30 protein-coding genes are annotated in these 26,505 nt (G+C 46.4%); 10 read left to right on the forward strand and 20 right to left on the reverse strand.

The annotated features are described in order from the left end of the window. Positions 1 to 100 precede the first annotated feature (100 nt). The 8 genes from EDD77_RS15050 to EDD77_RS15085 form a co-directional block, all read right to left on the reverse strand. Positions 101 to 1,498: a tyrosine-type recombinase/integrase gene (locus EDD77_RS15050; protein ID WP_058965471.1), complete on the reverse strand. Its 1,398-nt coding sequence runs from the start codon at positions 1,496 to 1,498 to the stop codon at positions 101 to 103. A 2-nt stretch (positions 1,499 to 1,500) separates the two neighbouring features. Beyond that, complete coding sequence (locus EDD77_RS15055; RefSeq protein WP_058965472.1) at positions 1,501 to 1,914, reverse strand: helix-turn-helix domain-containing protein; 414 nt, start codon at positions 1,912 to 1,914, stop codon at positions 1,501 to 1,503. Positions 1,915 to 2,018: 104 nt separating this feature from the next. Next, complete coding sequence (locus EDD77_RS15060) at positions 2,019 to 2,246, reverse strand: helix-turn-helix domain-containing protein (protein WP_058965473.1); 228 nt, start codon at positions 2,244 to 2,246, stop codon at positions 2,019 to 2,021. A 603-nt stretch (positions 2,247 to 2,849) separates the two neighbouring features. Next, a complete protein-coding gene (locus EDD77_RS15065; RefSeq protein WP_058965474.1) occupies positions 2,850 to 3,281 on the reverse strand; it encodes a sigma-70 RNA polymerase sigma factor region 4 domain-containing protein in 432 nt (143 codons plus the stop codon). Positions 3,282 to 3,592: 311 nt separating this feature from the next. Beyond that, entirely contained in the window at positions 3,593 to 3,775 is a 183-nt protein-coding gene (locus tag EDD77_RS15070) for a hypothetical protein (RefSeq protein WP_132587429.1), read from the reverse strand. 13 nt (positions 3,776 to 3,788) lie between these two features. Next, a complete protein-coding gene (locus EDD77_RS18845) occupies positions 3,789 to 4,349 on the reverse strand; it encodes an accessory gene regulator B family protein (RefSeq protein WP_058965475.1) in 561 nt (186 codons plus the stop codon). Positions 4,350 to 4,440: 91 nt separating this feature from the next. Beyond that, the gene (locus tag EDD77_RS18150) at positions 4,441 to 5,076 is read right to left on the reverse strand and encodes a sensor histidine kinase (RefSeq protein ID WP_058965476.1); all 636 of its coding nucleotides are present in this window, start codon (positions 5,074 to 5,076) and stop codon (positions 4,441 to 4,443) included. 653 nt (positions 5,077 to 5,729) lie between these two features. Further along, entirely contained in the window at positions 5,730 to 6,500 is a 771-nt protein-coding gene (locus EDD77_RS15085) for a LytR/AlgR family response regulator transcription factor (protein WP_172733329.1), read from the reverse strand. A 146-nt stretch (positions 6,501 to 6,646) separates the two neighbouring features. Here EDD77_RS15085 and EDD77_RS15090 point away from each other — a divergent pair, with 146 nt between their 5' ends. Next, on the forward strand, positions 6,647 to 7,012 hold the full coding sequence (locus EDD77_RS15090; RefSeq protein ID WP_058965478.1) for a helix-turn-helix domain-containing protein: 366 nt from the start codon (positions 6,647 to 6,649) through the stop codon (positions 7,010 to 7,012). A gap of 281 nt (positions 7,013 to 7,293) precedes the next feature. On the opposite strand, the gene EDD77_RS15095 is transcribed toward EDD77_RS15090, so the two are convergent. Genes EDD77_RS15095 through EDD77_RS18765 form a run of 3 tightly spaced genes read right to left on the reverse strand, consistent with a single transcriptional unit; the run spans position 7,294 to position 8,816 of the window. Further along, complete coding sequence (locus tag EDD77_RS15095) at positions 7,294 to 7,542, reverse strand: hypothetical protein (RefSeq protein WP_077138577.1); 249 nt, start codon at positions 7,540 to 7,542, stop codon at positions 7,294 to 7,296. A gap of 13 nt (positions 7,543 to 7,555) precedes the next feature. Then, positions 7,556 to 8,533, reverse strand: a complete 978-nt coding sequence (locus EDD77_RS15100) for a DinB/UmuC family translesion DNA polymerase (RefSeq protein WP_341439634.1) — start codon at positions 8,531 to 8,533, stop codon at positions 7,556 to 7,558. A 34-nt stretch (positions 8,534 to 8,567) separates the two neighbouring features. Next, on the reverse strand, positions 8,568 to 8,816 hold the full coding sequence (locus EDD77_RS18765) for a Y-family DNA polymerase (protein ID WP_341439620.1): 249 nt from the start codon (positions 8,814 to 8,816) through the stop codon (positions 8,568 to 8,570). 134 nt (positions 8,817 to 8,950) lie between these two features. On the opposite strand from EDD77_RS18765, the gene EDD77_RS15105 reads away from it, so the two are divergent. Together EDD77_RS15105 and EDD77_RS18850 are read left to right on the forward strand one after the other, a co-directional pair. Continuing rightward, positions 8,951 to 9,640 carry a LexA family protein gene (locus EDD77_RS15105; RefSeq protein WP_058965479.1) on the forward strand — a complete coding sequence of 230 codons (690 nt, stop codon included), beginning with the start codon at positions 8,951 to 8,953 and terminating at the stop codon, positions 9,638 to 9,640. Positions 9,641 to 9,663: 23 nt separating this feature from the next. After that, positions 9,664 to 10,257 carry an SOS response-associated peptidase gene (locus EDD77_RS18850; protein WP_058965480.1) on the forward strand — a complete coding sequence of 198 codons (594 nt, stop codon included), beginning with the start codon at positions 9,664 to 9,666 and terminating at the stop codon, positions 10,255 to 10,257. A gap of 64 nt (positions 10,258 to 10,321) precedes the next feature. Here EDD77_RS18850 and EDD77_RS18155 read toward each other — a convergent pair whose 3' ends face one another. Then, positions 10,322 to 10,477 (reverse strand): hypothetical protein, encoded by a 156-nt coding sequence (locus EDD77_RS18155; RefSeq protein WP_156417379.1) that lies wholly within the window; start codon positions 10,475 to 10,477, stop codon positions 10,322 to 10,324. Positions 10,478 to 10,648: 171 nt separating this feature from the next. On the opposite strand from EDD77_RS18155, the gene EDD77_RS15115 reads away from it, so the two are divergent. The 7 genes from EDD77_RS15115 to EDD77_RS15145 all read left to right on the forward strand — a co-directional run bounded on the left by EDD77_RS15115 (position 10,649) and on the right by EDD77_RS15145 (position 17,901). Beyond that, on the forward strand, positions 10,649 to 11,188 hold the full coding sequence (locus EDD77_RS15115; protein WP_132587430.1) for a DUF5050 domain-containing protein: 540 nt from the start codon (positions 10,649 to 10,651) through the stop codon (positions 11,186 to 11,188). Positions 11,189 to 11,812: 624 nt separating this feature from the next. Further along, positions 11,813 to 12,334 carry a hypothetical protein gene (locus EDD77_RS15120; protein WP_132587431.1) on the forward strand — a complete coding sequence of 174 codons (522 nt, stop codon included), beginning with the start codon at positions 11,813 to 11,815 and terminating at the stop codon, positions 12,332 to 12,334. Positions 12,335 to 12,422: 88 nt separating this feature from the next. Further along, the gene (locus EDD77_RS15125; RefSeq protein WP_058965482.1) at positions 12,423 to 13,664 is read left to right on the forward strand and encodes a hypothetical protein; all 1,242 of its coding nucleotides are present in this window, start codon (positions 12,423 to 12,425) and stop codon (positions 13,662 to 13,664) included. Between the two features lie 171 nt (positions 13,665 to 13,835). Further along, on the forward strand, positions 13,836 to 14,621 hold the full coding sequence (locus EDD77_RS15130; protein ID WP_082669633.1) for an ATP-binding cassette domain-containing protein: 786 nt from the start codon (positions 13,836 to 13,838) through the stop codon (positions 14,619 to 14,621). Continuing rightward, positions 14,618 to 16,969 (forward strand): ABC transporter permease, encoded by a 2,352-nt coding sequence (locus tag EDD77_RS15135; RefSeq protein WP_058965483.1) that lies wholly within the window; start codon positions 14,618 to 14,620, stop codon positions 16,967 to 16,969. The genes EDD77_RS15130 and EDD77_RS15135 overlap by 4 nt, the downstream gene beginning before the upstream one ends. 82 nt (positions 16,970 to 17,051) lie before the next feature. Further along, positions 17,052 to 17,450: a hypothetical protein gene (locus EDD77_RS15140; protein ID WP_058965484.1), complete on the forward strand. Its 399-nt coding sequence runs from the start codon at positions 17,052 to 17,054 to the stop codon at positions 17,448 to 17,450. Between the two features lies 1 nt (position 17,451). Continuing rightward, on the forward strand, positions 17,452 to 17,901 hold the full coding sequence (locus EDD77_RS15145) for a hypothetical protein (protein ID WP_132587432.1): 450 nt from the start codon (positions 17,452 to 17,454) through the stop codon (positions 17,899 to 17,901). 85 nt (positions 17,902 to 17,986) lie between these two features. On the opposite strand, the gene EDD77_RS15150 is transcribed toward EDD77_RS15145, so the two are convergent. The 8 genes from EDD77_RS15150 to EDD77_RS15185 form a co-directional block, all read right to left on the reverse strand. Beyond that, positions 17,987 to 19,474, reverse strand: a complete 1,488-nt coding sequence (locus EDD77_RS15150; RefSeq protein ID WP_172733330.1) for a hypothetical protein — start codon at positions 19,472 to 19,474, stop codon at positions 17,987 to 17,989. Then, entirely contained in the window at positions 19,471 to 19,905 is a 435-nt protein-coding gene (locus tag EDD77_RS15155; protein ID WP_132587433.1) for a DUF3846 domain-containing protein, read from the reverse strand. The genes EDD77_RS15150 and EDD77_RS15155 overlap by 4 nt, the downstream gene beginning before the upstream one ends. Continuing rightward, positions 19,898 to 22,261, reverse strand: coding sequence for a VirB4-like conjugal transfer ATPase, CD1110 family (locus tag EDD77_RS15160; protein WP_058965487.1), 2,364 nt, complete (start codon positions 22,259 to 22,261; stop codon positions 19,898 to 19,900). Before EDD77_RS15160 ends, EDD77_RS15155 begins: the two co-directional genes overlap by 8 nt. Beyond that, entirely contained in the window at positions 22,248 to 22,610 is a 363-nt protein-coding gene (locus EDD77_RS15165) for a PrgI family protein (protein WP_058965488.1), read from the reverse strand. The genes EDD77_RS15160 and EDD77_RS15165 overlap by 14 nt, the downstream gene beginning before the upstream one ends. A 3-nt stretch (positions 22,611 to 22,613) precedes the next feature. Beyond that, positions 22,614 to 23,444, reverse strand: a complete 831-nt coding sequence (locus tag EDD77_RS15170; RefSeq protein WP_058965489.1) for a hypothetical protein — start codon at positions 23,442 to 23,444, stop codon at positions 22,614 to 22,616. A gap of 64 nt (positions 23,445 to 23,508) precedes the next feature. Continuing rightward, positions 23,509 to 23,859, reverse strand: a complete 351-nt coding sequence (locus tag EDD77_RS15175; protein WP_058965490.1) for a TrbC/VirB2 family protein — start codon at positions 23,857 to 23,859, stop codon at positions 23,509 to 23,511. Further along, positions 23,822 to 25,657, reverse strand: coding sequence for a VirD4-like conjugal transfer protein, CD1115 family (locus EDD77_RS15180; protein ID WP_058965491.1), 1,836 nt, complete (start codon positions 25,655 to 25,657; stop codon positions 23,822 to 23,824). Before EDD77_RS15180 ends, EDD77_RS15175 begins: the two co-directional genes overlap by 38 nt. Positions 25,658 to 25,666: 9 nt before the next feature. Further along, the gene (locus EDD77_RS15185) at positions 25,667 to 26,503 is read right to left on the reverse strand and encodes a hypothetical protein (protein ID WP_058965492.1); all 837 of its coding nucleotides are present in this window, start codon (positions 26,501 to 26,503) and stop codon (positions 25,667 to 25,669) included. Positions 26,504 to 26,505: the final 2 nt, after the last annotated feature.

The raw sequence follows: 26,505 nt of genomic DNA on the forward strand, positions 1-26,505 counted from the left end.
ATTTCTCCTAAAATTCTTGAAAAAGTCTCTTCCGATCCTGCTTTTCGCAAAAAGTGGGGGCTGTTGCTCAACTTCCGTTTTGCAACAGCCCCTTCGCAGCTCATAATGCGCTGACCAGTTGCTTTAAGAGTGCGGCGGTTTCTGGGTTTTTCAGCAGTTCTAGAATTTTGGCTGTGTCGCTCATGGAATCTTCCTCTTTTTGTTTGATGGCTGGTTGCTCCGGCGTAACGGAAGCAGCAGCGGGAGAAGATTGCTTAGGAGCATAAAAGGCAGCTTCGAATCGTTGGGCGTTCAGGCAGCGATCTTCGTCAATAATGTGGGAATACACATCCGCGACCATCTTCATTTGTGCGTGGCCTGAGTCACCCTGTACAGACTTCATATCACCGCCGTTCAATTTCAGTTTGTAGGTGATACTGGAATGACGAAGGGAATGAAAGACTACATGAGGAAGACCATGATCTTCAATCAACTTACTGAATGCCCGGTTGATGATCTGACTTTCCATGGGGCGTCCGTTGCTGGAGCAAAAGACTAAATCATTATCGATGTACTCGTCGCCGAACAGATCCATCAGTTCGGCGATTTCTTCTTTACGCTTCACAAGCATCTGGGCAACTGTCTGGGGAAGATAGACGCGCCGGATACTTGTTTTGGTTTTCGGCTCTTTCAGAACCAGAGCGGTATGGGTACTGGCAATACAGGGAGGAAACTTTCGTACTACGCCTTTGTCACTTAAATCGTCCAGAGCGCCACGGGTGACACGCTGAAGTTCTTTATTAATGAAGATACTGGCGTTTCCAGCCTCAATGCTTTGCGGAGAGATGTCCACACAGTCCCAAGTCAGCCCAAGCAATTCGCCCATCCGCAGAGAACAGGAGAACGCCAGATTGATGGCCAATGAAAGAATGGGGTCATCACATACCTCGAGAGCTTTTGCAAGCATATCCGGACTCCAAATCTCTCGTTTTTTATACTCTGCTTTTGGAAGAGTTGCATTCAGAACCGGATTGCGTGGGATCATTTCCCAACGCACCGCCTGATTGAATGCGTTACGCAGCAGCTTGTGAATCTCACGAACAGTGTGTGCAGAAAGATATTCACTTGTGGGCTTTCTGTTGTTGATAGAAACGGATTTCACATTCAGCAGGTCACGGTAGTATTTGTCCATCATTCGTGGGGTGATGTCTGCCAAACAAAGATCACCGATGATTGGAATGATGTAATTTCGCATCAGACCTTTCCGGCTTTCGTATGTAGACATAGCCCAGGTGTTTACTCCATAAATGGACATATACTCGTTGAGAAGATCTGCCAGAGTTTTTGCGGTGGGAACGATAAAGTTTCCGGTTTCCTGCTCATATTCGATTTGAGTTTTCCTCTTTTTAGCCTCTGCGCTGGTGTCAAAGGTTTCCCAGCGCTGCCGTCGCTTGCCATGTTCGTCAATGTAGGCGTACACCACTGAATACTTGCTTTTACGTTTTACAATGGATGCCATGATTACTCTCTCCGTTCAGAACATTTCTTATAGCGGTCCTGACTGTCGTACCAGCATTCAAAACTGTCTCGCATTACCCGGATACGACGATCAATAATCGTGGTTTCCAGATGTACCCGTTTGACCAGTTCGTAAGCCGTTGCAGAATGAATACCTAGCATCTCAGCAAGCTCCGGGACAGAAAGGGTGGTGTCTCTCCATTTGGTACCAGGTGGAGTTCCGTCTACCTTTTTATAATGGAACTGTCCAGAGTACCAATCTTCGAAACTGTCCAGCATGACACGCATTCGACCGGCAACCTGTATGGTAGTGAAATAGTTTTTCTTGACCAGCCAGTAGGATTCTACCTTTTTCAGGCCAAGCATTTTGCCCATTTCACGAACCGAAACACTTTTCTTTGTTTTAGTGGTTTCCATTTTGCTCCTCCTCTTACGGTTGATGGGTGTTTTGCGTGATCCAATTGTAAGAGAAGTGCGGAGAAAAAGTAAGGATGCCGATAACCGAATCGACACCCTTGACATCATACGGCATTTTGATCCAGCCATTCATCAAAGCTCTTTTTGGAAATACGGATGTGACCGCCGACTCGCACACTGCGGAAAAGCTCCTGCTTTACCAAATTGTATGCAGTGGGGCGACTCACACCCAGAATATCCTGAATTTCATCAACGGTGTAGGTTCGCTTTTCAAAGCAGACGGGATTTTGCTCGTTGATACGGTTCAATTCCGCAATTCGTTCTTGAAACATGAAACAGACTCCTTGTTAGTTTATGGGGCTGATAATGAAGGTAATAGATCAGCTCAAACAGGGAAATCGTGCGATATGATTTGCAGATAATAATGTTATTGGTAGTTCGAATGCAACTATCAATGCGCTTGATTCCACATAGGCGGCGACCACCGCAAACTGGTGATCGCCTGATATCTGGAATCAAGAGTCCAGATAAATGTTCATTGAAAAATGAACTCATTGACCGGGCCGTTGGCTGACCCCTCTTCCTGCCCAGCCGGAGGCAGTCCCGCCACATTCTTGCGATAGTGCTGCGGGGAGTATCATAATACGCTGCCCTTTCTTTGCATCAGGTGGGGTGCCATGCCACCCTGACAGCCACTGGGAATCGCTCACCAAAAAAGGGTTATGGCGTCAGTGCTGTCCGTGCTTGCCGTCGCTCCGTGGGTTGCGGCAAGGCAGGTTCTATGTCAGTCAATGAAGAAAAATATTCAGTTTTCAAGGTTCCCGGAGAGGGGGGGTAAAAAAAGTCCTCTCATAATATAAGGACATTTTTTGGCCATTCGTAGGGTAGGAAAAGTAAAAAAATAGAAAATATTTGAAATTTGACGCAAAACAGTATCAGATATACGAGTTGGCCACAAGAATTTTAGAGATTGTTCTTAAAGCCTGTTCGATGCTGTCTTGTATAGATGCTTTTGAAATACCCTCCGCATGGGCGATTTCAGAAATACTCATACGCTGGAATAGGTGTGCGGATAGCCTTCGATATTGCTTTTCAGACAAGTGTTCCATTGCCTGATAAAGTGCCATTCGAAGGTGCTTTTGTTCGTAAAGCACCATAGGAGAGGGCTCCGATCCAAGAATGTGGGACTCCAAACTGGGATCTGCATCCAACGAATAATATGCTTTGTTTCGCTTTTTCTTTTTATAATATGCTTTTTCTGTGTTTTCTGATTTGCGAAAGACCTCTGCAATATCATCAGAAACAGTGATGTAGAAATCATTGGGATAGATAGAAGGATAATATTCGCGAAGATTAATGTTTTTCATAAAAAGACCTCCAGAGTCAAAAATCCGTTCAAACTTGGCGTAATATTTGATTCTGGAGGCCCACGAGGAAATAAAAAAAGGCGGAATAGCCTGAACCAGTTGAACGGTTCAATGACTATTCCGCCACCAGGAAATGAAAAAGAAAGTTGTTCACTATGTAGGAAAAAATGCAAATTCTACAGATTTATTTGAAAATTGATATAAATAAAAAGCCCACTATTGTAGAAAACTTAATTTCAACAATAGTGGGCTTTTAAAGTGGAAAAATCGCTAATTTTCAAAAATTGAATATCAGGATGATGAATGTATACTCAGCTGTTTTTAGGATCGATTTTATCGATAGGGGGGGTCTTTAAAAGCGGTGCGTCCGGCCGATGCGGTTGATATGCCCAGACATGAGGGCAGGATGCATACTTGTTGGACTCGTGTTCAATCGATTTTTGAACGAGTGACTTCAGAATAGTGTGTACGGTCTTTTTTGTGCTGTTTTTCATATAAAATTCCTCCTCATTGGATTCCAAATCCAAGGTTTGCGATAACTAAAAGAAATGCGACTACATTGAGAGACATAATGAGACATCTACCCAAAATTGGAAAAGTGAATAATATTATGAAGGTTACCAGACAAAATATAACCAGTGAAACATGCATTTTGTTGCGAGCTATTATCATTTCTTCTTCAGTAAAATGGATTTGACTGTTGTTAAATGGACCTAAATAAAGAATGATAAAAATAGAACAGAAAAAGGTAAGATATGCAATAACGTTGTCAAAATAATAGAATAAAAATAGGGATGAAAGTTCCAAAAGAGTAGATGTCATAAAACATCCGATAAAAGTTTTGGAATGGAATCCATTTATTCTAGGACGTAAATATAGCATGCCAATATTTAGAGTGATGACAACCTCAATTGGAGCAATAAAGCATCCTATCAAAATTAAAATGGGCAAGGAAAAGAGAGTTGTTAACCGGCTTTCTAGGATATAGGTGAACCATTCGCTTTGATAAGGTTCGATCAATCCAATCCGGAGAAAGTAGTTTGTAATCTTATTTGCGGCGGTTTGCATCCCATAATCACCCCACCCACACACTTTTTACTAATCATATAGGAAAATGAGTGAGAAATACTCATTTTTGCATCAAAAAACGAGTATAATGTTATGAAAGAGGGGTGTTTTGAATCTCAGCATAGGCTAAGAACCATCCGTTTTGATAATCTAAGCCAAAGTATGAATCGTATTTGTTAAGAGTAGACCGTACATTTTGCAAACCATAACCGTGCAAAAGAGTATTTGGTTTTGTGGTAATAACCATGTTATCGCAGACTTGTACAGTTTCAGAACGGTTGCGAATTGAAAAGAAAAACGCGTCTTCTAGAAGAGCTTTCACGTGAATTTGACGCTCCTGGATAGGGAGTTTCTCACAGGCCTCGATGGCATTATCCATTAAATTACTAATAATCACAGTAAGGTCTACCGCATCAATTAGAAGAGGAGAAAGATCATTTACAGTGAATTGAACATCAATGTTATGTTTTTTGGCAATCAACGCTTTTTGGTTCAAAATTGCATCCATTGCAGAATTGTGAGTGTTTACAAGAAGAATACGTTCTGTTTGTTCTGCACGTAGTTGAGTGATATAGTTAGCCGCTTCCTGAAAAGACTTGTTTTCCAGTAAAGAATCCAACATTTCCAGATGAGCACGAAAATCATGTGTTAGTTTACGTTGTGCTGTATTTGATAGGCTGAGTGCTTCAATGCCTTCAGACTGCACTTTGATTTGTGCATGAAGCAATAGAGATTCTTCTCGAAAGTGAGAAGTTCTTTCAATCCAACTGACCAGTAACAAAGAAGCGATGTTTACTATAGTGATAAATGCAGCACATACAGAAAGCGGGACACACTCGATTTGATCATGTTGAAAGCATGAGTTTAGGTAAAATTCCATCATAATACAGACAAAAGACAGAACAGTGGGAATAGAGTACCAATTCCAATTAGTGGTTTCGGTACACTTGAGCTTTCTCGATCGATGGAATGCGAAACAAAAAATAAGTGGCAATCCGTGAGAAAGCATACCTAGGAGAAGGTACACAATAAAGTGGGATTGTAAAGTTGAATAGTGCCAACCGCTGAACGCCAAAAAACTTGTGAAAACAAGATTATCGATGGTACATCCAATGGAGTAAACAATTATAGAGAAAAAAACAGAGTAAGCTTTGGAAGTTATATGTAAAAACGAGTTTATAAGTGCGAAAATGAGAATACTTACGATAGGAGTATATGTGGATGGGGAAAATGTTAACAGAATAGTGCCAGCAATTGTGAAGATAGGAAATAGTAAAAACCGCCGGAAACTATGGCTCCTTTTTGGGAAAAAAGAATCGAAGAATAAATGTGAATAGAGAAGATCGATTGATAACCATAGGGCAGTAAGAAGAAGTGTGTTCATTGTTGAGCCTTCCAATTCATGTATCGGAGTTTGATTTCGGAGAACTTCTTTTGGCTTACCGGTAGGATTGTATCGTCCGATAGCTGCGCTCTGTCATAGTTTAGCTTTTTGATATGTTGCATATTGACGAGATAACTTTTGTGAATTCGAAGAAATCCAGCTGGAGATAGTTCTTTTTCCATTTCTTCCATAGTTGCATAGAAGTATTCGTTGATCCGTTCAGGGTGACGAGTATGAAGATGAATAATACGTAGGTGACTCTCAAGATAGACGATATTTTCGTATTGTACAACGTAATCTTCACCGCTAGCTGTGAATTTGAGAGCATTTCCTTTTTGTGCAAATTGCATCATTGCTTCTTTAAAGTAAATGGGAAGTTTTTCTGAAAGGCTTTCTTTTAGAAGATAACGAAAGGCGTTTACCTCATAACCTTCGAGGCTGAACTCTACATAGTGTGTTACAAAAATCAACAAGGAGTTCAATTGTAAATTACGTACGCGGCGCGCAATTGAAAGCCCACTATATTGTCCCATGTCAATATCGAGAAACATAATATTAAACTCAGAAAGCATTTTGTCGTTCAATTGACTAGGGTCAGAGCAACCGGTGATAGAAATGTTACTAGTTCCGTATTTTGGCTGGCGATTAATCAATTCTACCAATTGATTCACAAAGGTCGGATCATCATCGCAAACTAATATTTTTACAGTCATAGTTCGTACTCCTACTTCTTTTAAGATCAGACGAGTTTTTACATCTGTGTTCAAAATAGGTCTTCCTTTCAAAATTGTCAATAAATATGACCAGAATAACACCATGAGTGTTATTTGATTATAATACTTCACTTAAAGTGGATAATCAACAATTATTATGAAAGAAATCGAAAATTTGAGATATGGGGTAAAGGCTTAGGATGACGCAGCATTATTTCGGACACCGTATTCAGCAATTGCGGAAATCGAAAGAGTGGTCACAGGCTGATTTGGCAAAGAGATTAGGAAAGAAGGCTTCCTCTATTAGCAGTTATGAAACTGATGCCAAAGCAATTCCGGTTGATACACTAATTCTTTTAGCAGAATTATGGGACGTGACAATCGATGAATTGATTTATGGGGAAAATGTGGAAATTCTGTCCGTTAAGAGCCTTTCTCCAGAGGAAAAGCAACTTGTTTCGGAATTAATTCAAAACTTTGCGGCTAAATCTGGAAGTAAAGCAAGCACAAAAGTTGAAAATCTGGAATTGTTGCTTAGAATTGCACAAGCAATGGGGTTACCATGAATGTGAGTTTGTCAAAGACTCTTGGTCGACTATACCCCCATTGAGTCGTTACAGATTGTGTTGTCACCATAAAAAGTCTACGTATAGAAATATTTAGTTTAGCGGGAATGGCACAAATTGAGCAGTGCCATTCCCGCTTTTTAGGTTCGAGGCAGCAGTGGAATAGAAAACAAAGAGCAACACCAATTGCATATGGTGTTGCTCTTCACGAACTTCTAAATTATCATTCCCGGTGTCGTTTGCTTGTGTGTTATTTTTACATCTGTAAAAGATTAAATACACTATTGGGCGAACGCTTCCACAAACCATTTTCCTTTTTCAAACCATAGGTAGCGCTCCTTACCATGGATCAAGCAGGTATAGCGATCGCCAACTCCGCCCACATCTGCGGCTCTTCGGCATACATCTTTGACCCGATCGATTTCATAAATGTGCTCCGCATCAAAAACAATCTGAAGAGGACGGAGCCGCCCATCTTCTGAAAAGCGAACATCGACTGTCACATATTTCTTTTCTCTCTCTCGTTTCATTCAGTGTCTCCCTCTACCCGGAACAGAAGTAGCCTACAGGATGAATTGTATGTTCAGTAGGATTAACTCTTCCGAGTTTGTGATCCGTATACACAATTGCACGCTGCAGGCTTGTATATCCATACCGATCCCGTATGACATCCACGGCGTGGTCCAAACGCTCATGACGTTCGCGGTTTTCTTCGTTAGAGAGCAAAGAGAGCTGTATAGCAGAATCTGCAGAAACCAGATTTGAACCACGCACACCGATGCTGCGCAATGGCTTTGCCCAGGAATAACTGGCCTTGAACAAAGCGAAAGCGGCTTGGGCGATTTCCATGCTGTAGCAGGTGGGCGTTTCCAGTTTTCGCTGCCGGATAAAACTGCAAAGATCTTTATCGCGAACAGAGATTTCGACAACGGTACATTTCATTGCCAGTTCTCGCATTCGGGATGCAACGCTCTCAGACAGGATCACGAGCATAAGCCAAACATCCTCATCACTCAGTAGGTCGCGCGGCGTTGTGGCTGAATTGCCAATGCTCTTTACAGCAGCATGCCACCCTTGTTTGGCAACTGGAGTTTGATCGGTTCCGCGGGCAAAGCTGGAGAGGATATATCCCATTTTGCCAAACCATCCGGCCAATATGTCGGGATTTGTTTTTGCCAACTCTCCAATTGTGCGGATACCATACCAATGAAGTTTGTTCTTTGTGGCGGTTCCCACATACAGCAGATCCTCAACCGGAAGAGGATAGGCAATCTCTTCATAATTGTCAGCCTCAATTCTGGTTATGGTGTCAGGTTTCTTGTAGTCACTGCCGAGTTTTGCACTAATTTTGTTATTTGCCACACCGATGGAAACCGTGATGCCCAACTCTTTCTTGACCTTACGGCTGATTTCTTTGGCAATGCTCATTCCATTTCCGAACAGGCCGCAGCTCCCCGTAACATCCAGCCAACTTTCATCAAGGCCAAAGGGTTCAACCTGATCAGTGTAATACTCAAAAATTTCTCGTACAAAACCACTGTAGCGTACATACTCGCTATAATGCGGGGGAACAACATATCAAGTCTTCACATCGCTGCTTAGCCTGCCATATAGCCATCCCGGTTTTGACACCCATTTTTTTGGCCGGATAGCTTGCGGTGAGTACGATGCCATGCCGTGCCTCGGGATCACCACACACAGCAATTCGCTTGCCGCGATACTCAGGGTGCTCCTGTGCCTCTACCGAAGCATAGAAGCAATTACAGTCGCAATGAAGTATTTGTCTCAGCTGCACCAAACTCACCTCCCTGCAGTTTCATTATAAATCTACAAAACAGATAAATCAATGGCATAAAATGATTGTTTTGTAGATTTTTTGAAGAAGCAGCCTTGTCAGCATTATCAGAAAGCTGTATAATGTCATTGAGGTGATACAGCATGCAGTGGTATGAGCGGTTGGTACAAGAGCGCAAACGCCTGGGACTATCGCAGGATCAGGTTGTTGCAGCTATGTCAAAATATCTGCCGGCAGGTGAGAGCGTTGGAAAAGGAGCCCTGTGCTCTTGGGAGGGCGGACGCACTCAGCCCAAAATTCATCATGCGCTGGCACTGGCTCGCGTCCTCAATAATGCTGATGTGAGTTACCTGTTCAGTTCGGAATCTCTCCGTGATGGGCTGAATGATGCGGGGCTCCAAAAGCTCGCTGAATTCCGAAGTTTATTGCTGGATTCACCCCGGTACCGAATGGAGATTGATTCCCCAAAAACACGACTGATACCCATCTTTCTACAGGCTGCCTCAGCCGGTACAGGTCAGATACTGGATGATGATGCATTTGAAGAGATCGAAGTTGACGATACGGTTCCGACAAATGCTGATTTCGGTGTGCGTTTGGCGGGCGATAGTATGATGCCTCGGTTCACGGATGGTCAGATGGTATGGGTCAAGCGGCGAGATGTGGCGGAAAATGGCGAGATCGTCATGTGTTATTATGATGGACAAAGCTACTGCAAGAAGTTGTGGACAGATGGAACGAAAACAGAACTTCGTTCATTGAACCCTGCATACAAACCGATTCACGTCTGCGCCGATGCGCCCTTCCGTATTTTTGGCGTTGTCGTGGGATAAGGTTTATAAGGAGGTGCAGCGCTATGTGTGGTCGATACCAGTTCAGTGCCGCAGCGAATGATGATCTACGACAAATCGTGCGGAGTGTTCAGAAGAGATGTGGGCAGGACGAACTGAACTTCCGTATCATAGATGGAGATGTAGCGCCCTCATGTAGCGCTCCGGTGCTTATTTCAAGAGGAGACAAGGTCGTCGGAGATCTGCAGAGATGGGGTATACCGGGACGGAACGGGCATCTTATCATCAACGCTCGCGCAGAGACCGTCACTCAAAAAGGTATGTTCCGGCGCAGTATCACCGGGCGCCGCTGCGTAATACCTGCTACTGCATTCTATGAATGGGATTCTGCACACCGACCGTACTTGTTCACGGTGCCGGGCAGTCCTCTTTGGCTTGCCGGAATATATGACTGTGTGGAGGACGTGAACTGTTTTGTTATTTTGACCACTGCTCCTAATGCTTCTGTTTCCAAGATCCACGACCGGATGCCACTGACACTTCTGCGAGATGAGATCAGACCTTGGCTCACTGATCCTGAAGTGGCTCTTGCCCTTTTGGCCCGAACTCCTGCGCCACTACATTGTCAGGCGCAAGATGGTCAACTGACTTTTGAATAGAATCATAAAAAACGGCGAGCTGCTCCATAGAAAGAGCAGCTCGCCGTTTTTGCGAGTGTGGAGACTATTCCTGATTGGTCTGTTCTTGCTGGCTGAAGGGACGCTGCGGCTGGTAGCCAATGAAAGGACAAACGGGAAAATAATCGTCAGATTGTTCTCTCTCGCCCAAGCGATTGATGATTTTCCCTGCAATTTGGATGAGTTCCTTTTTTACATTCATGATAATCTTCTCCTTTTCTGAGTTAATTTGGCGGCGATTACAGAAAGAGCTGCAATTCCATACCCAATAATACCATAAGCACTAATATGAAAATCATAGTATCTGTGCCAAGAAATAAAGCGCAATTCGTTTCAGTTGTTCAGCGCGCAAGAATCGCCGGACTTCTATATTGTGGAATTGGATTTGAATTCGTTTGAAGAGAAGGTTGTGTTTAGCACAGCTGACATCTTGGATAACAGTGCTATCAAACAAGCGATAATGTATCCTTTGACCTCATACTTCTTTTTGAGTTCGGACTCGTTATATATTGCATCAGATAAACTGTGGGAAATCGATATGCGTACAGGGGAATTGAATCTGTTGCCAATCGAGTGTAACTATGGAAATATTTCGTATGACGGAAAATACATTTATTATATTGGAGACGATTCGAAACTATATAGATATAGCATAAAGAAGAAGGAAAACGATCCTATTGATGGAGTAACTGCAAAAGATTTTTTCTTGAATGAGAGCTATGTGTGCTATTTAAACAGACTTGATGAAGATAAAATCTATCTTTACTCACTCGAAACGCGAAAAAGTACAAAAATTATCAATGCATCAGCAACGAGCATTTTTTTTGAGAAAAGGGAAGATAGTGTTTCTTTCAAAAGAAGATGGGCTTACGTATTGTGCGGAAATAAATGGTACAAACATAGTAAGATATAAAGATGCAATTTAGGATAAAAGCAAGTAAGCTAAAATGAGGGTTTGTAAATGATTTACTAACGATCAGATATGGCTTCTATTTTTAAGTGAAGTCAGGAAAGAATAACAACGAAAAGGCAAACGCACTTGGATGATTCCACTGGCGCGTTTGCCTTTTATTATATCAATGTAAATTGTACATTGCGAAAATCAAAAAGCAGATAATATAGCTTGAATTCTATTGATGAATGCAAAGTTATCTGAATATTCTCGTAGCTCCACCCTTTCGGGGGGAGCTCTTTTATATAGTGCAGAAGCGATAAAAATTTGTTTATCAATAACTGCATAGTGCCTTTTCATTTTCGGGTGATAAGACAGTGTGGAAAGTCTGTGAAACAGCAACTCGTAGTTTGTGACAATTATCTTGTTCTTCGTTACAGTTTTGTGGAAAAAATGTGAAAATGGTAATATACTACAAACAAAGAAGAAATAGATAGATAATTTTAGCTGAAAAGCAAACGTGTAAGGAAATTAAGTAGTAAATCACCGGTGATTTTTGAAACGTTCCGCCGCACCGCCCCCGGCCAGGGCGGCACGGTGGAAAACAGCGGTTGTTTCATAAAAACAAAATGGAGGTTTTACAGTATGAATCTCAAAAAGAAAATCGTTGCCCTGGGTATGGTTTGCGCTTTGGCGCTTGGCATGGCGACTTCGGCGTTTGCAGATTATAATAATATCAGTTACCGACCCATGAGATCGGGTTCTTATAGCTATAACTGGCTAAACGTCAATCGAAGTAGTGCAAGCATTAGTCCAAAAGGAAAGAATCTTATTTTGTGGAACGTTACAACTCCGAACACAGATCAGAAATTTAACGAATGGACAAAAACGGTAGGAGGCAGAACGGGTACTGTCATTTGCTTTGCCGATAATACGTCGCTTGCAGTGAACAGGAGTTCTTCCACGGGCAGTGCAATCCTTTGGACATGGAATAACGTAGTAAGTTTCAACGATTCAGCATTGATCCCCATCAACCGTTGGGATTCTCCGCAATATGAACTGAAATTCGGAAGCTCTGCTGGCCAATATCTCAGATATGCCTCCGATGCATCCGGAGCCAGAGTCTATTTTTCGGCCAACACGAGCAATACCGTATGGGATAACTGATTATTGCTATTATGATTTAAGTTATAACTGCAAGGCGGAACTGCGCAGGTGTTTCGCCTTGCAGCATACTATTTAACAGAGGAATCCTATGAAAATTTCAATCATTGTAAAATTAAGCGTACTGTGTTTGTTCGTTACGTCGCTGACAGCCTGTGGGATTCATACTCCCAGAGAATCAGAGAGGGGCCCGGCAGTCACTTCTGGTAACGAAACGCCCATCACCCATGTGGCCTATTTGGATATGGTTAATCAGCATGCAGTTTCTCCCGATGGGCTGTATTCGGTATGCCAGGTCCAGCTTGGTGGCGAGAATCTGTTTTATGTGGATGCAGAATCCCGGCAGGAGACCTATCTTTGCGCAGCACCCAATTGCACCCACGATTCTCTGGACTGTACGTCCTATCTGCCCATGAATGGAGAATATGGCTATGGCATTTTTTTCTTTGACAGTCATCTGTATGTTCTCCAGAACACTCCCATACAGTCCCATGGCCCCTATCTCATGCAGATAGAGCCGGATGGGACCAACCGCAAAACCGTGCTGGAATTGCAGGATGGCGAAAGTTTTCTAGGTTCTGTGTTTGGCTATGGTTCATCCCTTTTGATGGAGATTAATGTAGTAGATGAAACTGGAACCTGGCATCGTCGCTTGGAGCAGATCGACCTGCAGAGCGGCGAGAGGGAAATCTTGCTGGAATATCCCACTCAGGAAAAGCAGGTTTTCACCTTGATGGGCGCGGCGGGTACGAACCTGATATACCTGTGTTCCAATTATGAGCAGAACCAGTATTTCAAGGTGGACCTTTCCTCTTCCGATGTTTCGCTGGAACATTGGCAGGACAACACCCTCGGCCCTCAGTTTGATAACGTTACATCCTATTGCAATGTACAAGGAGACTATTTCTGCACATATGACACCAAAACGAACCGCTTGGGATACGAAAACCTTCTGACCGGTGAAACTCGGGAGTTTGACGCCCCCGCCCTCGCCCCAGGCGAAACGTTATATGGTTTGGTCTATCTTTTTGATGATCAGTTTGCATTAACACTAGACGATGCGCAAAATAATATTGTCCTTGCGCTTCTGGATTCCGAAAGTGGCAATCTAACAGGTGTGCGTTATATGCAGACAAAGGAAAACAGTCACACAATCGTAGGCGATTTTGGGGAATCTATCATCTGCCAGGTAAGCAATAGCGAGCAACTGTTAGAGGGGCAGGATAAAGAAGGCTTGATTAATGAGCTGAGCTATTACAGCATCTATTCAATCATAAGCAAGGATGACTTTTTGAAAGGGATACAAGGCACTGAAATTGCTTTCCCTGGCTAATAATCTTCTATAACGCCACCGAGAATTGTATGCTGTTTTAGTGTACAGTTAATTTTATACTTCTATCCGGGAGAAAGCAAAAAAGAAAATTCTATCCCAAGCGAAAAACTGTAACGAAGTGTAAGAATTCAAGGAACGCTACATTCTTACTTAATTTGAGGTGAACCATCCATGACCCACCATACGAATCCAGCCCCTTGCCTTGCGGTGGAAAATCTGAAAAAAAGCTATCTGATTCGGGGTGGCCTTTTTGGCCGCCCCGCCACAAAAAAAAAGGCCTTGGCCGGGGTGAGCTTTTCCCTCGGCCCGGGCCTTTACGGCCTTCTTGGCCCCAACGGAGCGGGCAAATCCACCCTCATCAACATCATCACCGGCAGCCTGAAGGCGGACGGCGGCACCGTGCAGTGGTGCGGCAAAAACGCCCAGGCGCTGGACATCCGCTTTCGCCGGGTGCTGGGCTATATGCCCCAGCAGCAGGGCCTTTACGACAGCTACACCGGCCGCCAATTTTTGGCCTACATGTGCGCTTTAAAAGAAATTCCAAGCAAAGAGGTGCCGGAGCAGATAGAACAAGTGGCGGAATGGGTAAACCTTTCCGGCGAATTGGACAAGCGTCTGGCCGCCTATTCCGGCGGCATGAAGCAGAGGCTTTTGTTAGCCAGCGCCCTGCTTGGCGACCCGAAACTGCTGATTCTGGACGAACCCACCGCCGGACTTGACCCGAAGGAACGGGTGCGGCTGCGGGAACTGCTGGCAGAGATGGCCAAAGATCGGATTATTCTGGTGGCCACCCATGTGGTGAGTGATGTGGAAACGGTAGCCACCGAAATTCTGCTTTTGAAAAATGGTAAACTGGTGGATCAGGCTCCGGTGAAAATCCTGATCGAAGCCCATGCGCCGGGGCAGAATCTGGAAGCGGTGTACTTGGCGGTGTTCGGTGAGGAGGATGGCAAATGAGACTGCTGCTTGCCGAGCTGCGCAAGGTCTGGGGGCAGCGTATCTTTGCGCTGTGTCTGGCAGTGCTTGCTGCTGCCAATCTGTTTTTGCTCTATATCGGCACCCGGCCTGGAGAAAACAGCCCGCAGCCTGCGGCCTGGCGGGCTGTGGCCCGAGATCTTGCCGGGATGGACACCCAGGCCCAGCAGGATTTCATCAACGAAAAGCTGGACCTTGTGTATGGCGTTTTGCAGATTGACCAGATTCTTTCCTATCAGGCAAGTGGGGCCTTTTTGGGGATGGATGTGCGGCAGGAATATGCCGACCTTTTTAATCAATATGAACAGGCCTATAAAGACAAAACCTATGACCTTTATACCGGCGATTTGAGGATGGATTATCGGCTTCTCAGTCAGATAAAAGAAGAACTGGACACGGTGGCGGGCTACCCCCAGTTCCTGGAAGATGTGCAGGCCAAGGCAAAACAGCTTTCCGGCATTTCCATCTTCAATAATGGCAAAAGCAGTTATGACCGGGCGAATATCGACAAGACCGCTGCGGTTTATGCGGGGATGGGGGATGTGACCATTCAGTATGCTCCCCAGAAGGGTCTGTTCACTGCGCTGGACTACCAGTTTACCGACCTGATCTTGCTGGCTGCAATGCTGCTTCTGGCAAGCCTTTTGTTTCGCCAGGAACGGGACAGTGGGATGCTGAATCTGGTGCGCAGTATGCCTGGCGGACGGCTACACACTGCGCTGGCAAAGTTGGGAGCGCTGGCGGTGAGCCTGCTGGCGGTGCTGCTGCTTTTGTATGGCGTGAATCTGGTTTATTGCGGCCTTACCTTCGGCCTCGGACCGCTGGGGCGCAGTATCCAAAGTGTTCCCGCCTTGATGCGCTGCACCATGAAGATCACGGTGGGGCAGTATCTGGTGCTGTTTTTGCTGGCCAAATGGGCCGGGGCCTTTGTGATGGGGCTTTGGGTCATGCTGGCGGCTTTGTGGGCCCGGCGAGCCTTTGTAGGCTGGTGCGGTGCGCTGGCTCTTCCCGCCGCCCAGTGGCTCATCCGGGAAACTATTCCCGCCACCAGCCGCCTGAATGTGATCAAATATGCGAATATGGTCAGCCTGCTTCGTACCAATGAGTTGCTGGGCAACTATCGGAACCTCTACTGGTTCGACACGCCAGTCGGTCTGCCGCTGGTGGAATGGCTGGCGGCGATCCTCTACGGCAGCCTTCTGGCGGGTAGCGTCTGTTTGCTCTTCTGCCGGGGGCAGCTGCTGGCGGCTCCGGCCTTTGCGGGATTGCGAAGAAAAGCGGCGAAAACAAAGCCCACCACAGTACTGCGACAGGAGAGTCGCAAGCTATTTTTGCTCTGTGGTGCGGCGGTGGTGCTGCTGGTCTTTGCCGGGTATCAGACCTGGCAGACTGCCACTACCGAGAGCTACATCGACGCGGAGGAAATCTATTATGCTTGGTACATGAAGCAGCTTGCCGGGCCTTATACGGAAGAGACTTACCAGAAACTGCTCACCATGAACGAGGAGTTCGAACCCATCCGCCAGCTGGACCAGGCGCTGCAATCCGGCAAGATCACCAGTGAAGCCTATCAGGCCCAGATGGGCGCATATTATGGCTTGCAGCAGAAAATGAGTGTATTCCAGCGTATCCAATACGGCAATCTTTCCTACATCAAGGAAAATCCAAAAGCGCAGCTGGTCTACGAGAGCGGCTGGGAAAAACTGTTCGGCTTCAGTGGAGAAAGTGACCTGCGGGATACCTTGACGGCAGGGCTTGTGAGCTGTATTTGCTTTGCAGGATTGTTCGCCTTTGAGCAGAAAGGCGGCATGAAACGGGTGGTGATGGCCACGCCTTTGGGCCGTCAGCGTACGGTGCGTTGTAAGCTGGCTGTGGGAACTGTAGGGGCAGCACTGATTTGCCTGCTTACCTGCCTGCCGCGTTTTCTTGTGGTACTGCGAGACTACGGCCTTTCCATGCCGTTTGCACCGGCCATGAGTCTGCAAGGATATCATGCGTTGCCTGCTTGGATCACCCTTTCTGATGTGCTGGTGTGGGGGGTACTGGCCCGGTTGTTGGCTTGCATGACCATGATGTTGATTCTGATGACACTTTCGGAATTCATTGGCAATACATTGGGAGCGATGTTTGTGGGCAGCATTATGTTTTGCCTGCCGCCAATGCTTGCGCTAAGCGGTCTTTCTGGACTTCGATGGATAGGAATGTATCCTTTGTTTCATATAACAGAACTTGCTCAACGCCCAGATTTCTGGGCAGGATTAGGCTGTGTGGTTATTGCACTGGGACTATGCTTTTTGTGCATAAACTGGCTGAAAGAAAAGTGGAAATAGTGATTTGAAATATAGCGAGAGGGTGTTTCCGATGCAGAGAATCTAAAATAGAAAGACGATTGAATTGAGAGAGGTGACAACAATGAAACATACACGATCAAAAGTGATGATTGCTATTCTTGTTGTGGTACTTCTTGCTGTTGCAGTTTTTGTGATTATGAAAAAGCAAGAAAGTAGTGCGGGAGAAAGCTTTCCAGTACCCGGCATGGAAACATGTGAATTGGGCGAAAACTATTACTATCTGGCGGAAGATTATGTGCTGGATGGTAAAGTAATTTATAAGGCAGGATATTACGAAGCTATTTTGATTACAGAGGATTCCGACTACAAGATTTTTATTCCTGTGGACCCCGATACCCTTGAACGTTTACCTTCGGATAATTTTTCTGATGGGACAACGCTAGAACTTCCCGATGGAAAAGTTTATGAACTGCATATTACAGATGGAAACTATCGTGCTGAATTGAAAGAAGGTACATAACATGAAAAAAGTTTTCGTAGCACTGTTTTTAGTTGCAAGCCTTTTTGTAGTAAGTCTGTCAGTGTTTGCACACGATGCGTCTCATAGTAGTGGCCTCTGTGAAGGTGATGTACTTGTATTTAATGGAGAAGAGTACGTTGTATATTTTACAGGTGACGGCGAGGCTCATTTGGCTAAGGATGGAATTATGTTATTAGGATCTACTTGCCCAGATGGGAGACCGCATCAATACAAAGTACAGCCAGGAACAAGCGTAAAACAAACAAAGATTAATAATAATTCTACGTATTGCTACTGGGAACGTTCTTATATTCGCAGTACATGTACTCGTTGTGGGGATACCATTGCATCCTTGTCTTCTGAAAAACAGAAGAAACATACATTTAAGCTGTTTGGAAAAGAGTGCCAAAATGTTGTCAATGGCGTTAAATGCCCATTCAAAAAATCGTAATAGAGTATTCAGATAATTAAAAGAATCCGACGATTTGATAATCATGTGGTATGCGATTTTTATATGATGAAAGATTACTGATGAACTAGACATAAAGCGTCATCAGGCAAGCCTTCAACTCATCAGTAAGTATCAGATGCATCATATCCAGTTCATCAGAGGTAAACTCCATTTCATTTGCAAGCTCCTCCACAGACTGGCTGCTGACTGTAATTTTAAGAGTATATGTGTATTCCGGAGCTGGGGGATCGGGAGTAGTGGATGTGACTGGATCGGGCGTTGGAGCAGGCTGAGAAATTTCCTCTTCATCAATCTCCCATTCAATACTGTGCATATGCCAAAAAATCTCCTGAATCTGCTCTTTTTTGGCTTCGTCTATCACAATCACATCACTGTCGCTGCGTAGGTTTGCGTTTACGGCGAAAAGGGCAAGAATTTCAGGCCAGTAGCTTGACCAAGTGTACCCGTCAGGGTAATCGTAGAAGATTTCGATGTCACTGCACTCTGGGTGATCCTCGATCAGCGAGTTGATTTCATCTTCAAATTCCTGGTTGGTTTCCGATACAATTTCTCGAATGGGAATCGAGGTGGGGTCATTGCTCTCATCGGCAAACAGAATGCTGATGGGTGAACAGAGGACAACAGCGATGATGGCGATAAAGAGAACCACAATGATTGTGGCTACCACTGGCCCGCAAAAAGCGATCAGTGCGCTGCCGATAGTTTTTGCTGCAGCAATAAGTGCTACTCGAATTTTGTCCCAGACAGCTGCCGCGATTCTCTGGAATTGCTCCAAAACAGCCACACTACCTTCTTGCGCGGGCGATTTCCAAACATTAGAAGCAAAGGCCACCGAGTGTTCGGTGGCCTTTTTTGCATTCTGCTCCAGGCGTTTCTGTATAGCTCGTTTCTGAATCATATTGTTTTTCAGTTGAGCCATCCGCTTTTGATAGATTACCTGTTGTTTTTTTGACTGCGGGAAAATTTTCGGATGCGGCGCTGATTTGTCTGAATGGATTTCAACTACCCGATTATCTTTTGACACAGGAATATTTGAAGAGGAAGTGGCAAAGGGAGATCGTACCGCAGGAGAGGTGTTCTTCTGTTTAATGTGTTTTTGAGCAGCATTTGTATGAAAGGAACCGCCTTTGTGCTGGGCGGATGTCGTTTCAGAGAATCCGGATTCTTTTTGCGAGCGGATTTCGGTATGGCTTGCCTGAAAGGGGGATGTTCGTTCATCAGAAGACGCGGTGTCTGAAGGGATAGCACATGGCTCTTCTTGGAAGAGGTTGGCCTGTCGAGCCATCTGCTTTTCACGTATAGCTTTGAACTTTATGTAGGAGACCCGCGCGCTGTCAAAGGCTACATCTCCTGTGGTTTCAACGAGATCAGAAGTGGTATGTTGAATTTTCTGTTCGGCATACTCGGTAGATTCGCTGGAGGAAGTATCCGATGAGACATCGGTGCTGATATCCTGCTGGAATCGTCGGGTACGGGTTACAGTATGACGCGCCAAATACTTTTGAATCGCTTTCAGTTTTACAACAGAGAATCTATCTTTCTGGAGCATCATCGTTCCTCGTTTCTCATGGTTGTTTTATCAGGTGTGGAGGGGTTCATGAAACGTGCATATTCCTGTGGAGTACAGGTGTCCGTATACAGACCAAACGACGTGGAAAGGAAAATCTGCGGGTCATGATACAGTTTTTCATACCGGGAAATCTGTGTGTCCGTCAGACTGCAAAAGTCATCGTCCCGGATGCCGCAGATGAAAAAATCCCCCGCCAGCACATCGTAGTCGCCCAAGGTTCGATTGAAGGGCTTTCCCTTAAGCTTTCCTTCGTCATCGCAGACAATACAGACCCGGTCCGGCCAGGGGGAAACAGTTTCAATATCACCGCCCACCAGTTTTTGCAGGGCGGGCAGGGTATTGTCTACCATGCGTTCTTCCGGATATTGACCGGGACGTACAAGAAGAACACGGATTTGTTTTTCCTTATTCATCGGAATCTCCTTCTGATTTGTTTTCCAGCTCTCCGGGTTTTGTGGTAAGCAGGCGGTAGCTTTTGGTGTTTTTGGGGTAATCGTTCACGAAGGGAATCAAAGCGTTCCCCATTTTCAGGATGCCCTGGCCGGGGCGGGCTTTCAGCAGATAATTTCGCTGAATATCGGACAGACCGTAGAGTTCCACAACGTGATCGATGTCTTTGGTTTGGCGCAGCATACACACAAATTCGCTGTTGGCCAACATGGCGTAAGCAGTACTGTTGGACAGGCAGTCTTCAATGTTCTGGGTAATTCCTGTGGCAAAGGCGTTGTATTTGCGGAAGCGTTTCCAGCTGGTGAAGAGGAATTGTGCGCTCAGCTCGTTTTGCAGCAGGAGATAGATCTCATCAAAATAAACCCATGTTGCACAGGTAGAACTGCTGCGCTCAGTGGTCATTACACGGGTGTTGATGAATTCCAGCATGTACAACATGGCTACCGCCTTCAGCTGACCGCCCAGACTCTGAATGTTGAAGCAGATCAGCCGGTTGGTCATGTCCACATTGGTGGGCTTGGCAAACATGGACAGACTGCCGTTTACATAGACTTCCAGGGCCAGGGCAATCTCCTTGGCGCGTTCCAAGGGTTGCTCCTTCAGGTCTTTCCAAAGGTCATGCAGTGTGGGACAATCACCCTCGTAGTTGGACTTCACATAGGGAGCGTAGATGTTTCTTAGGCTGTTGTCGATGATGCTCTTATCTCCGATATAGCCGTTGTTTTTGCCCATGATCTGCTCACAAAGGGACAGGATGAATTCCACCTTTGCTTCGTTGGGCAGCGTGTCAGAACCGGGTTCCGGCTTGTATTCCAGCGGATTCAGGTAGGTGCGGCTTTCCACCGAAATATCCACCACAATACCGCCCAGCTCTTCCACGAGCGGGCGGTACTCATTTTCCGGGTCGACAAGGTAGAAACGAGCCTTGGGGAACCGCAGGAACAGCTCCATGATTTCCTGTTTGGTGAACATACTCTTGCCGCTGCCGGAAGTGGCAAGGATCATGGCATTGCCGTTCATCAGTTCGGTGCGCAGGCCGACGATAAGGTTGCCGGACATATCGTTCACACCATAATAAATGCCACCGGGTACCAGCACTTCCTGTGTGTTGAAGGGAACCAATGCGGTAACATTTTTCGTGACCATGGTATGTACGTTTTCCAAGCGGCGCAGGCCATAGGGCATAGCGGTGTTGAAGGCATCCTCCTGCTGAAAAAACAGCTCGGTGAACCGGCAGTTGTAGTTGACGGCAGTGGTTTTCAAGGCATCGGTTTCCAGAGCCAGATCTTCCAGAGAATCCGCAAAATAGGCAACGCTCAGCATGGACAGCATCATCTGCTGGTCATCCTCGGTGATGTCGGCATAATATCGCTTCATGGTTTCTTCCTGGGCAAGAGTGCGGGGAGGAATACTGGCGGTGAAATCAAGTTTGTCCACGGCTCTGCGATTGAAACGGGCTTTTTCTGCATCCACCGCCATGCGCACCTCTTCCAGAGCCTGCATGGCATCTTCCGGTTCCACCGGAACCACATCAATGCTCAGAATGATGTAAGGTACCTGCTGCAAAAGAGTGGTGATGAACCGGTCGTTCAGCTGTTGGGGGAAATGGGAGATGGACATACACTTTGCAAAGCGGCCATCGATCTCAATATGAGAGCGTTTGAAGTTGAGGGTGTCGGGGCAGACGGCGCTTTTGAAATCATTGCCCAGGCGTTGGCATTCGGAAAGATCAAATTGAAAATGGCCTTCCTCGCCATTCCGAAAGAAGTTGTGCAGAATTTCCAGCCGTTCATTGCAGGTGACATTGGTGACTGTACAGCCCAAAGCAGAAAGGGAACTGATGAGGTGGCCCTGAATCTGACGAAGCCGATCCCGGGCTTCCCGAACATTTCTTTTTACGGTGGAAATGATAAGGAATTTTTGCTGAATCACGTTCCCCACGTCGCTGGCACAGGCAATGAGATGGTCGTTTTTCTCCTGCCGCAGATCGTCATGGCCATCGTGTTCAGGCTGGTACAGGATGCTTTTACGGAAACTTTTTTCATCCATGTGCTGGCTGGTAATGCAGAATTTGGCCCAGCAGTCGGAGGGGATGCCCGCATAGACAACACCATATTGTGATTGCAGGATGCGTTTGTTGCTGTCTGATAACATGGAAAAATTGATGTCGGAAATACGCCACATCTGGCTGAATACCTCGCCGGAGCGCCAGATACCATCGGCGAAAATCTCATCCACCGGGATGGACTGCTGTACCGACCGGGGGATATAGAAATGGCCTCGCGTTTTCCGGGTGGAGGCATATTCATTTAATTTCATTCGGTTTTCCTTTCCCAGCTTTTTTGCGCTGTGCTTTTAATTTCAGATAACGGTTTTCCGATTTCCATATCCGCGTCCCGGCATTGAGAAACAGGCAGCGAAACACGGCCCAGAGAAATTTTTCAAAATTCATGCCGTCATAGGTGAAGAAGCCGGACGCGGCTACGGGTGCAGCTGCTACAATGCACAACCAGCTGGCAGTTTCCCGGCCCAACAGGGGAGAGCCAAAGTAATAGATCGCTCCAGCCAGTGCCATTGCACACCCAGCGCAGATTGTTTGCCGCAGATTCATCCCAAGGCAAATGGATTCCTGGTAATGACGAATTTCTTTGTTGATTGGTGTCTGCATTGGTTATAACCCCATCATTTCGTGGATGATTCGGTCAGACCCTTTGATGAGCCCCACCAGAACCAACATATTAAATACGGTTTCGGCCAGATAGCTCCAGACCATTGTGGTGGCTTCACCGCCTCCGACCGATGGCGTGTTCACAAAGCCTGCATAGATGATGCAGGCCAATACGATCACAGCTCCTTCCAGGCATACGCCCACATAGCTTTTCAGAAAAGAAATGCCCACGCTCTGGGTGCTTTCGCCTGCAAAGGTTGAAAGAGGAAGGGGGGCCAGAGCGGTGTACATATACAGCCTGAAAAAGCGCCCGTACACCGTCAGAATCATAATAAAGGAAAGCACCAGAATAAACAGACTGCCCAGGATGGTGACCAGCCATAACGGGATGCTGGCGAGAAAGCCTACCTCTTCGATGGCAGTCTGGATTTCTCCGGGAAGATGAACCATGGCCTGAGAGATACCGCTCATTCTGCCTGCAATCTGAAGGACAACGCCATTGCAGATAGAGAAGATTTTCAGCATGATTTCCATGCCATAGCCTACCAGAGCCTTTGCGGCGACAAAGCGGATCAGATAATGAATGGCTGCTTCAGGTCGCTTCAGCTCATGGAAATTAGCAGTATTTTTGAACAGTGCGATGGCAAAGAACAAGATCAGCAGGCCGTAGCCCACGCCGAGAAGTGTGCTGTGGATGCCCTGCATGACAGACCATACAGCACCACCCTTGAAGGTTTCCGGGCTGGTGGTAGCCAGTGACCAGAGTTCCGTCAGTCGGTTGTTCCAGGTGGAAAAGGCACTGTTCAGATTTTCCACGATCCAGTTTTGATTCAAAGTAAGACCACCTCCAGAAAAATACAGGGCCGACCGGAGGAAAAGCGGTCGGCCCGGCGATCAATCACAGGATCATGTCGAGGATGTCTTTGGCGAAATAGATGACAACACCACCGAAAAAGGTCATGAAACCCTGCGCTCGCTGGCCTGCATCATGACTTTTCAGGGCAAGGCCAATCTGGACGATGCCGAAGCCCAGCAGAATCGCGCCGATGGCCTTGATGGCACTGAAAACGAAGTCGGAAAGATTGTTGATGCTGGTCAAGGGATCACCGGCAGCAAAAACAGGGAATGCCATCAGGCAGCCGGTTGCCAGGGTCAGAGCGCAAATCTGATACAGGCGTTTGATGGTGCGCTCCTGCTGATTCAGCTTCAGATCAGAGCTTTTTTCGGTATGGTTTTTGATGATGTTCATGTCCGGATTCCTTTCGATAATAAGTTTTTTGTAATTGATGAAGTTCCTGATACATTTCGGGACTGATTTCCCGCTGTGTCAGCTGATCTACCATATCCATGGTGATGGTGGTGGCCTGCGCCATATGGTCGCCAGGCATAACAAAAGGCTCACCCCCGCCATCGGGTGTGAACCTTACATTAGGATGCTTCAGAATATCATATTTCTGGTCGATGACCGGGTCTTCACTGCGCAGCAAAAGCAGGCAATCATTGTCATTCAAGCGGCGGATCTCATCCGGCATGGAGAGTTCCCGCCCGGCAGTTTGGACGCTTTCGCTGGAAGAACCGTGAGAGCCGCGGCTGATGCTTTGGCTTTTGGTGCGTTCCGTCTGTTTGCCCAGGATTTTGGAGAGATACTCGAAGGTACCATATTCATTGCCACCCAGATAGACCATCGAATCGCAGTTGCCGATGATTCCTTCCCAGTCATCTTTGAACAGGCTCTTCAGCTGGGCAATGTTTTGCAGGATAATGTCGCAGCTGATGTTTCGACTGCGGCACACGGCAAGAATGTTTTTGAAGTTTTTCGGCAAAGCAACATTTGCGAATTCATCCATCATGAGCCGGACATGCACGGGCAGCGCACCGTTATATTTGGGGTTCGAGTCAGCCAGACGGAACAGCTGGTCAAACAGCTGGGTATAAAGAATGGTGACCAGAAAATTGAAGGTGGTGTCATTGTCCGGGATAACACAGAAAATCGCACGTTTTTCCAGACCAAGCTGGGGTAGAAAAGATTCGTCCCGGCTGGTCATTTCAGCAAACTGACGGCTGTTGAATATATACAGGTTCGCGGCTGCGGAAATCAGGACAGATTGCAACGTCTTGGTGGAACCCAGCTTGAAGGACTTGAATTGCAGAACTGCCGGATGGTCCGAATCACGCTCTTCCAACCGGGAAAACAGTGTTTCCAGTGGGTTTTCTTCCATGTCATTTTCGCTGAGCTGGCAGTTGGCGATCATGAACATCAGGGTGCTGAAGTTTTGTTCATAGACCGGCGCTTCATACAGCAGGTACAGGATAATGGCGGAAATGAGCATCACACTGGAATCATCCCAAAACTTGTCGCCGCTTGCAGGCGCATCCTTGGGCTTTGTGTTGTTGACGATGGCAAAAGCCAGCTTGATGGCATCCTCGTCGGTTTCCAAATAGGCCATGGGGTTGTAGTGCCCCTGAAAATGCACCAGATCAATGACGGTGACAGGGATACCCATTTCCTCATATAGCCCACCCAGAGAACGAAGCAGTTCGCCCTTGGGGTCCAAAAACAGATAGGAACAGGCACATTGCATGGCATTCGGCTTTACATAAAAGCGAGTTTTGCCAGAGCCGGAACCACCGATCACAACCACATTCAGATTGTGCCGGTGCGCATGGCTGTTCATGCTGAACTGCACATGAGCAGACAGCAAATAGTTTTGGTCCGGCTTTTTTCGATTACGGTATTTCCGGTTCAGATGAGCTGCGCTGCCCCATTTGGCTGTGCCATGTTCTGCGCCGGGGTGCCGGTCAGCCATGTCCAGCATATGGCAGTATACTGCCATGGGATAAAGCACCAGAACTGCCAGAAGACACCCGGCAGTGTGGGAACCCCAACGAACAGAAAAAGGGTCGTTCAGCAGGGTGGAGAAGACAGAAACAATACCGCTAAGACCGTCGCCCTGTTCAATGGCCTGCGCCAATGCGGCGGCAGCCCAGAGCAAAGGAATCAGAAGAATTCCCCAGAAAATCCATTCATCGTTATGTTTTGACCGCATAGGGGAACCTCATAGGATAGTTTCCGGCATAGGAAATTGTGAGGACTCCTTTTCCGGTAACGCTTTCTGCACACAGTCCCCCATGGTACGGGAGAGTTCCCGGATGTCTTCCAAAACCTTGCGGACATCCTCACTCTTGAACAAAGGAATATACTTCTCCAACTTGACGATATATCCTTCCGGAGGTGCGATGCCGAATCGGCCGCAAAGTTCAATGCAGATGGCAAGGGAATAAAACTGTACCTGGTCGGCCTGAGAGACACCGGGTTCGTAGTATTCGGCATAGGCTTGAAGAATTGCACCGGGCAGATAACGAAATCTCTGCTGCTCCGTCGCGTCGGGACGGTAGAGGATCGCCTGACGTTCCGAGGAAAAAAGGACGGATTCTGTTATTTCCTTGGATTTGCGAATGGGGACCGGGCAAAAAGGAGCTAAGGCTTCTAGGGCTTTTTGCATGTAATCCTCACCGGCAGTCAGAAGAACAAGTGGATAGGGTTTGTTTCCGTAGGTCTGAGAAAGATCGAATACTTTTTCCACAGTCAAGTAACCGTCTTGCTGGGTGAGAATAGAGACACCTTTGGCGCTTTTGCTGATGTTGCGGCCAAACGTCTGCCATTCCTGAAAGGTAAGTGCAGCCTGAGAGTCCGGAAATTCCTGCAGCACAAGAGCGGTGTTGCCGGAAGTTAATTTGGAAGCAAGTCGGCCACGCCCCAACAGATAACGCCCAAGAGTTTCTCCGTTTTGAATTACCTGACGCAGGGCCATCTGCTGCGCGGCTGCAATGGCTCCACGCTCCAGCTCTTTTTTCTGCTTCCATTCTGCAATGTCAAGGTGTACGCCATTCATAG

It is taken from the genome of Allofournierella massiliensis (assembly GCF_004345265.1).
Classification (GTDB): domain Bacteria; phylum Bacillota; class Clostridia; order Oscillospirales; family Ruminococcaceae; genus Allofournierella; species Allofournierella massiliensis.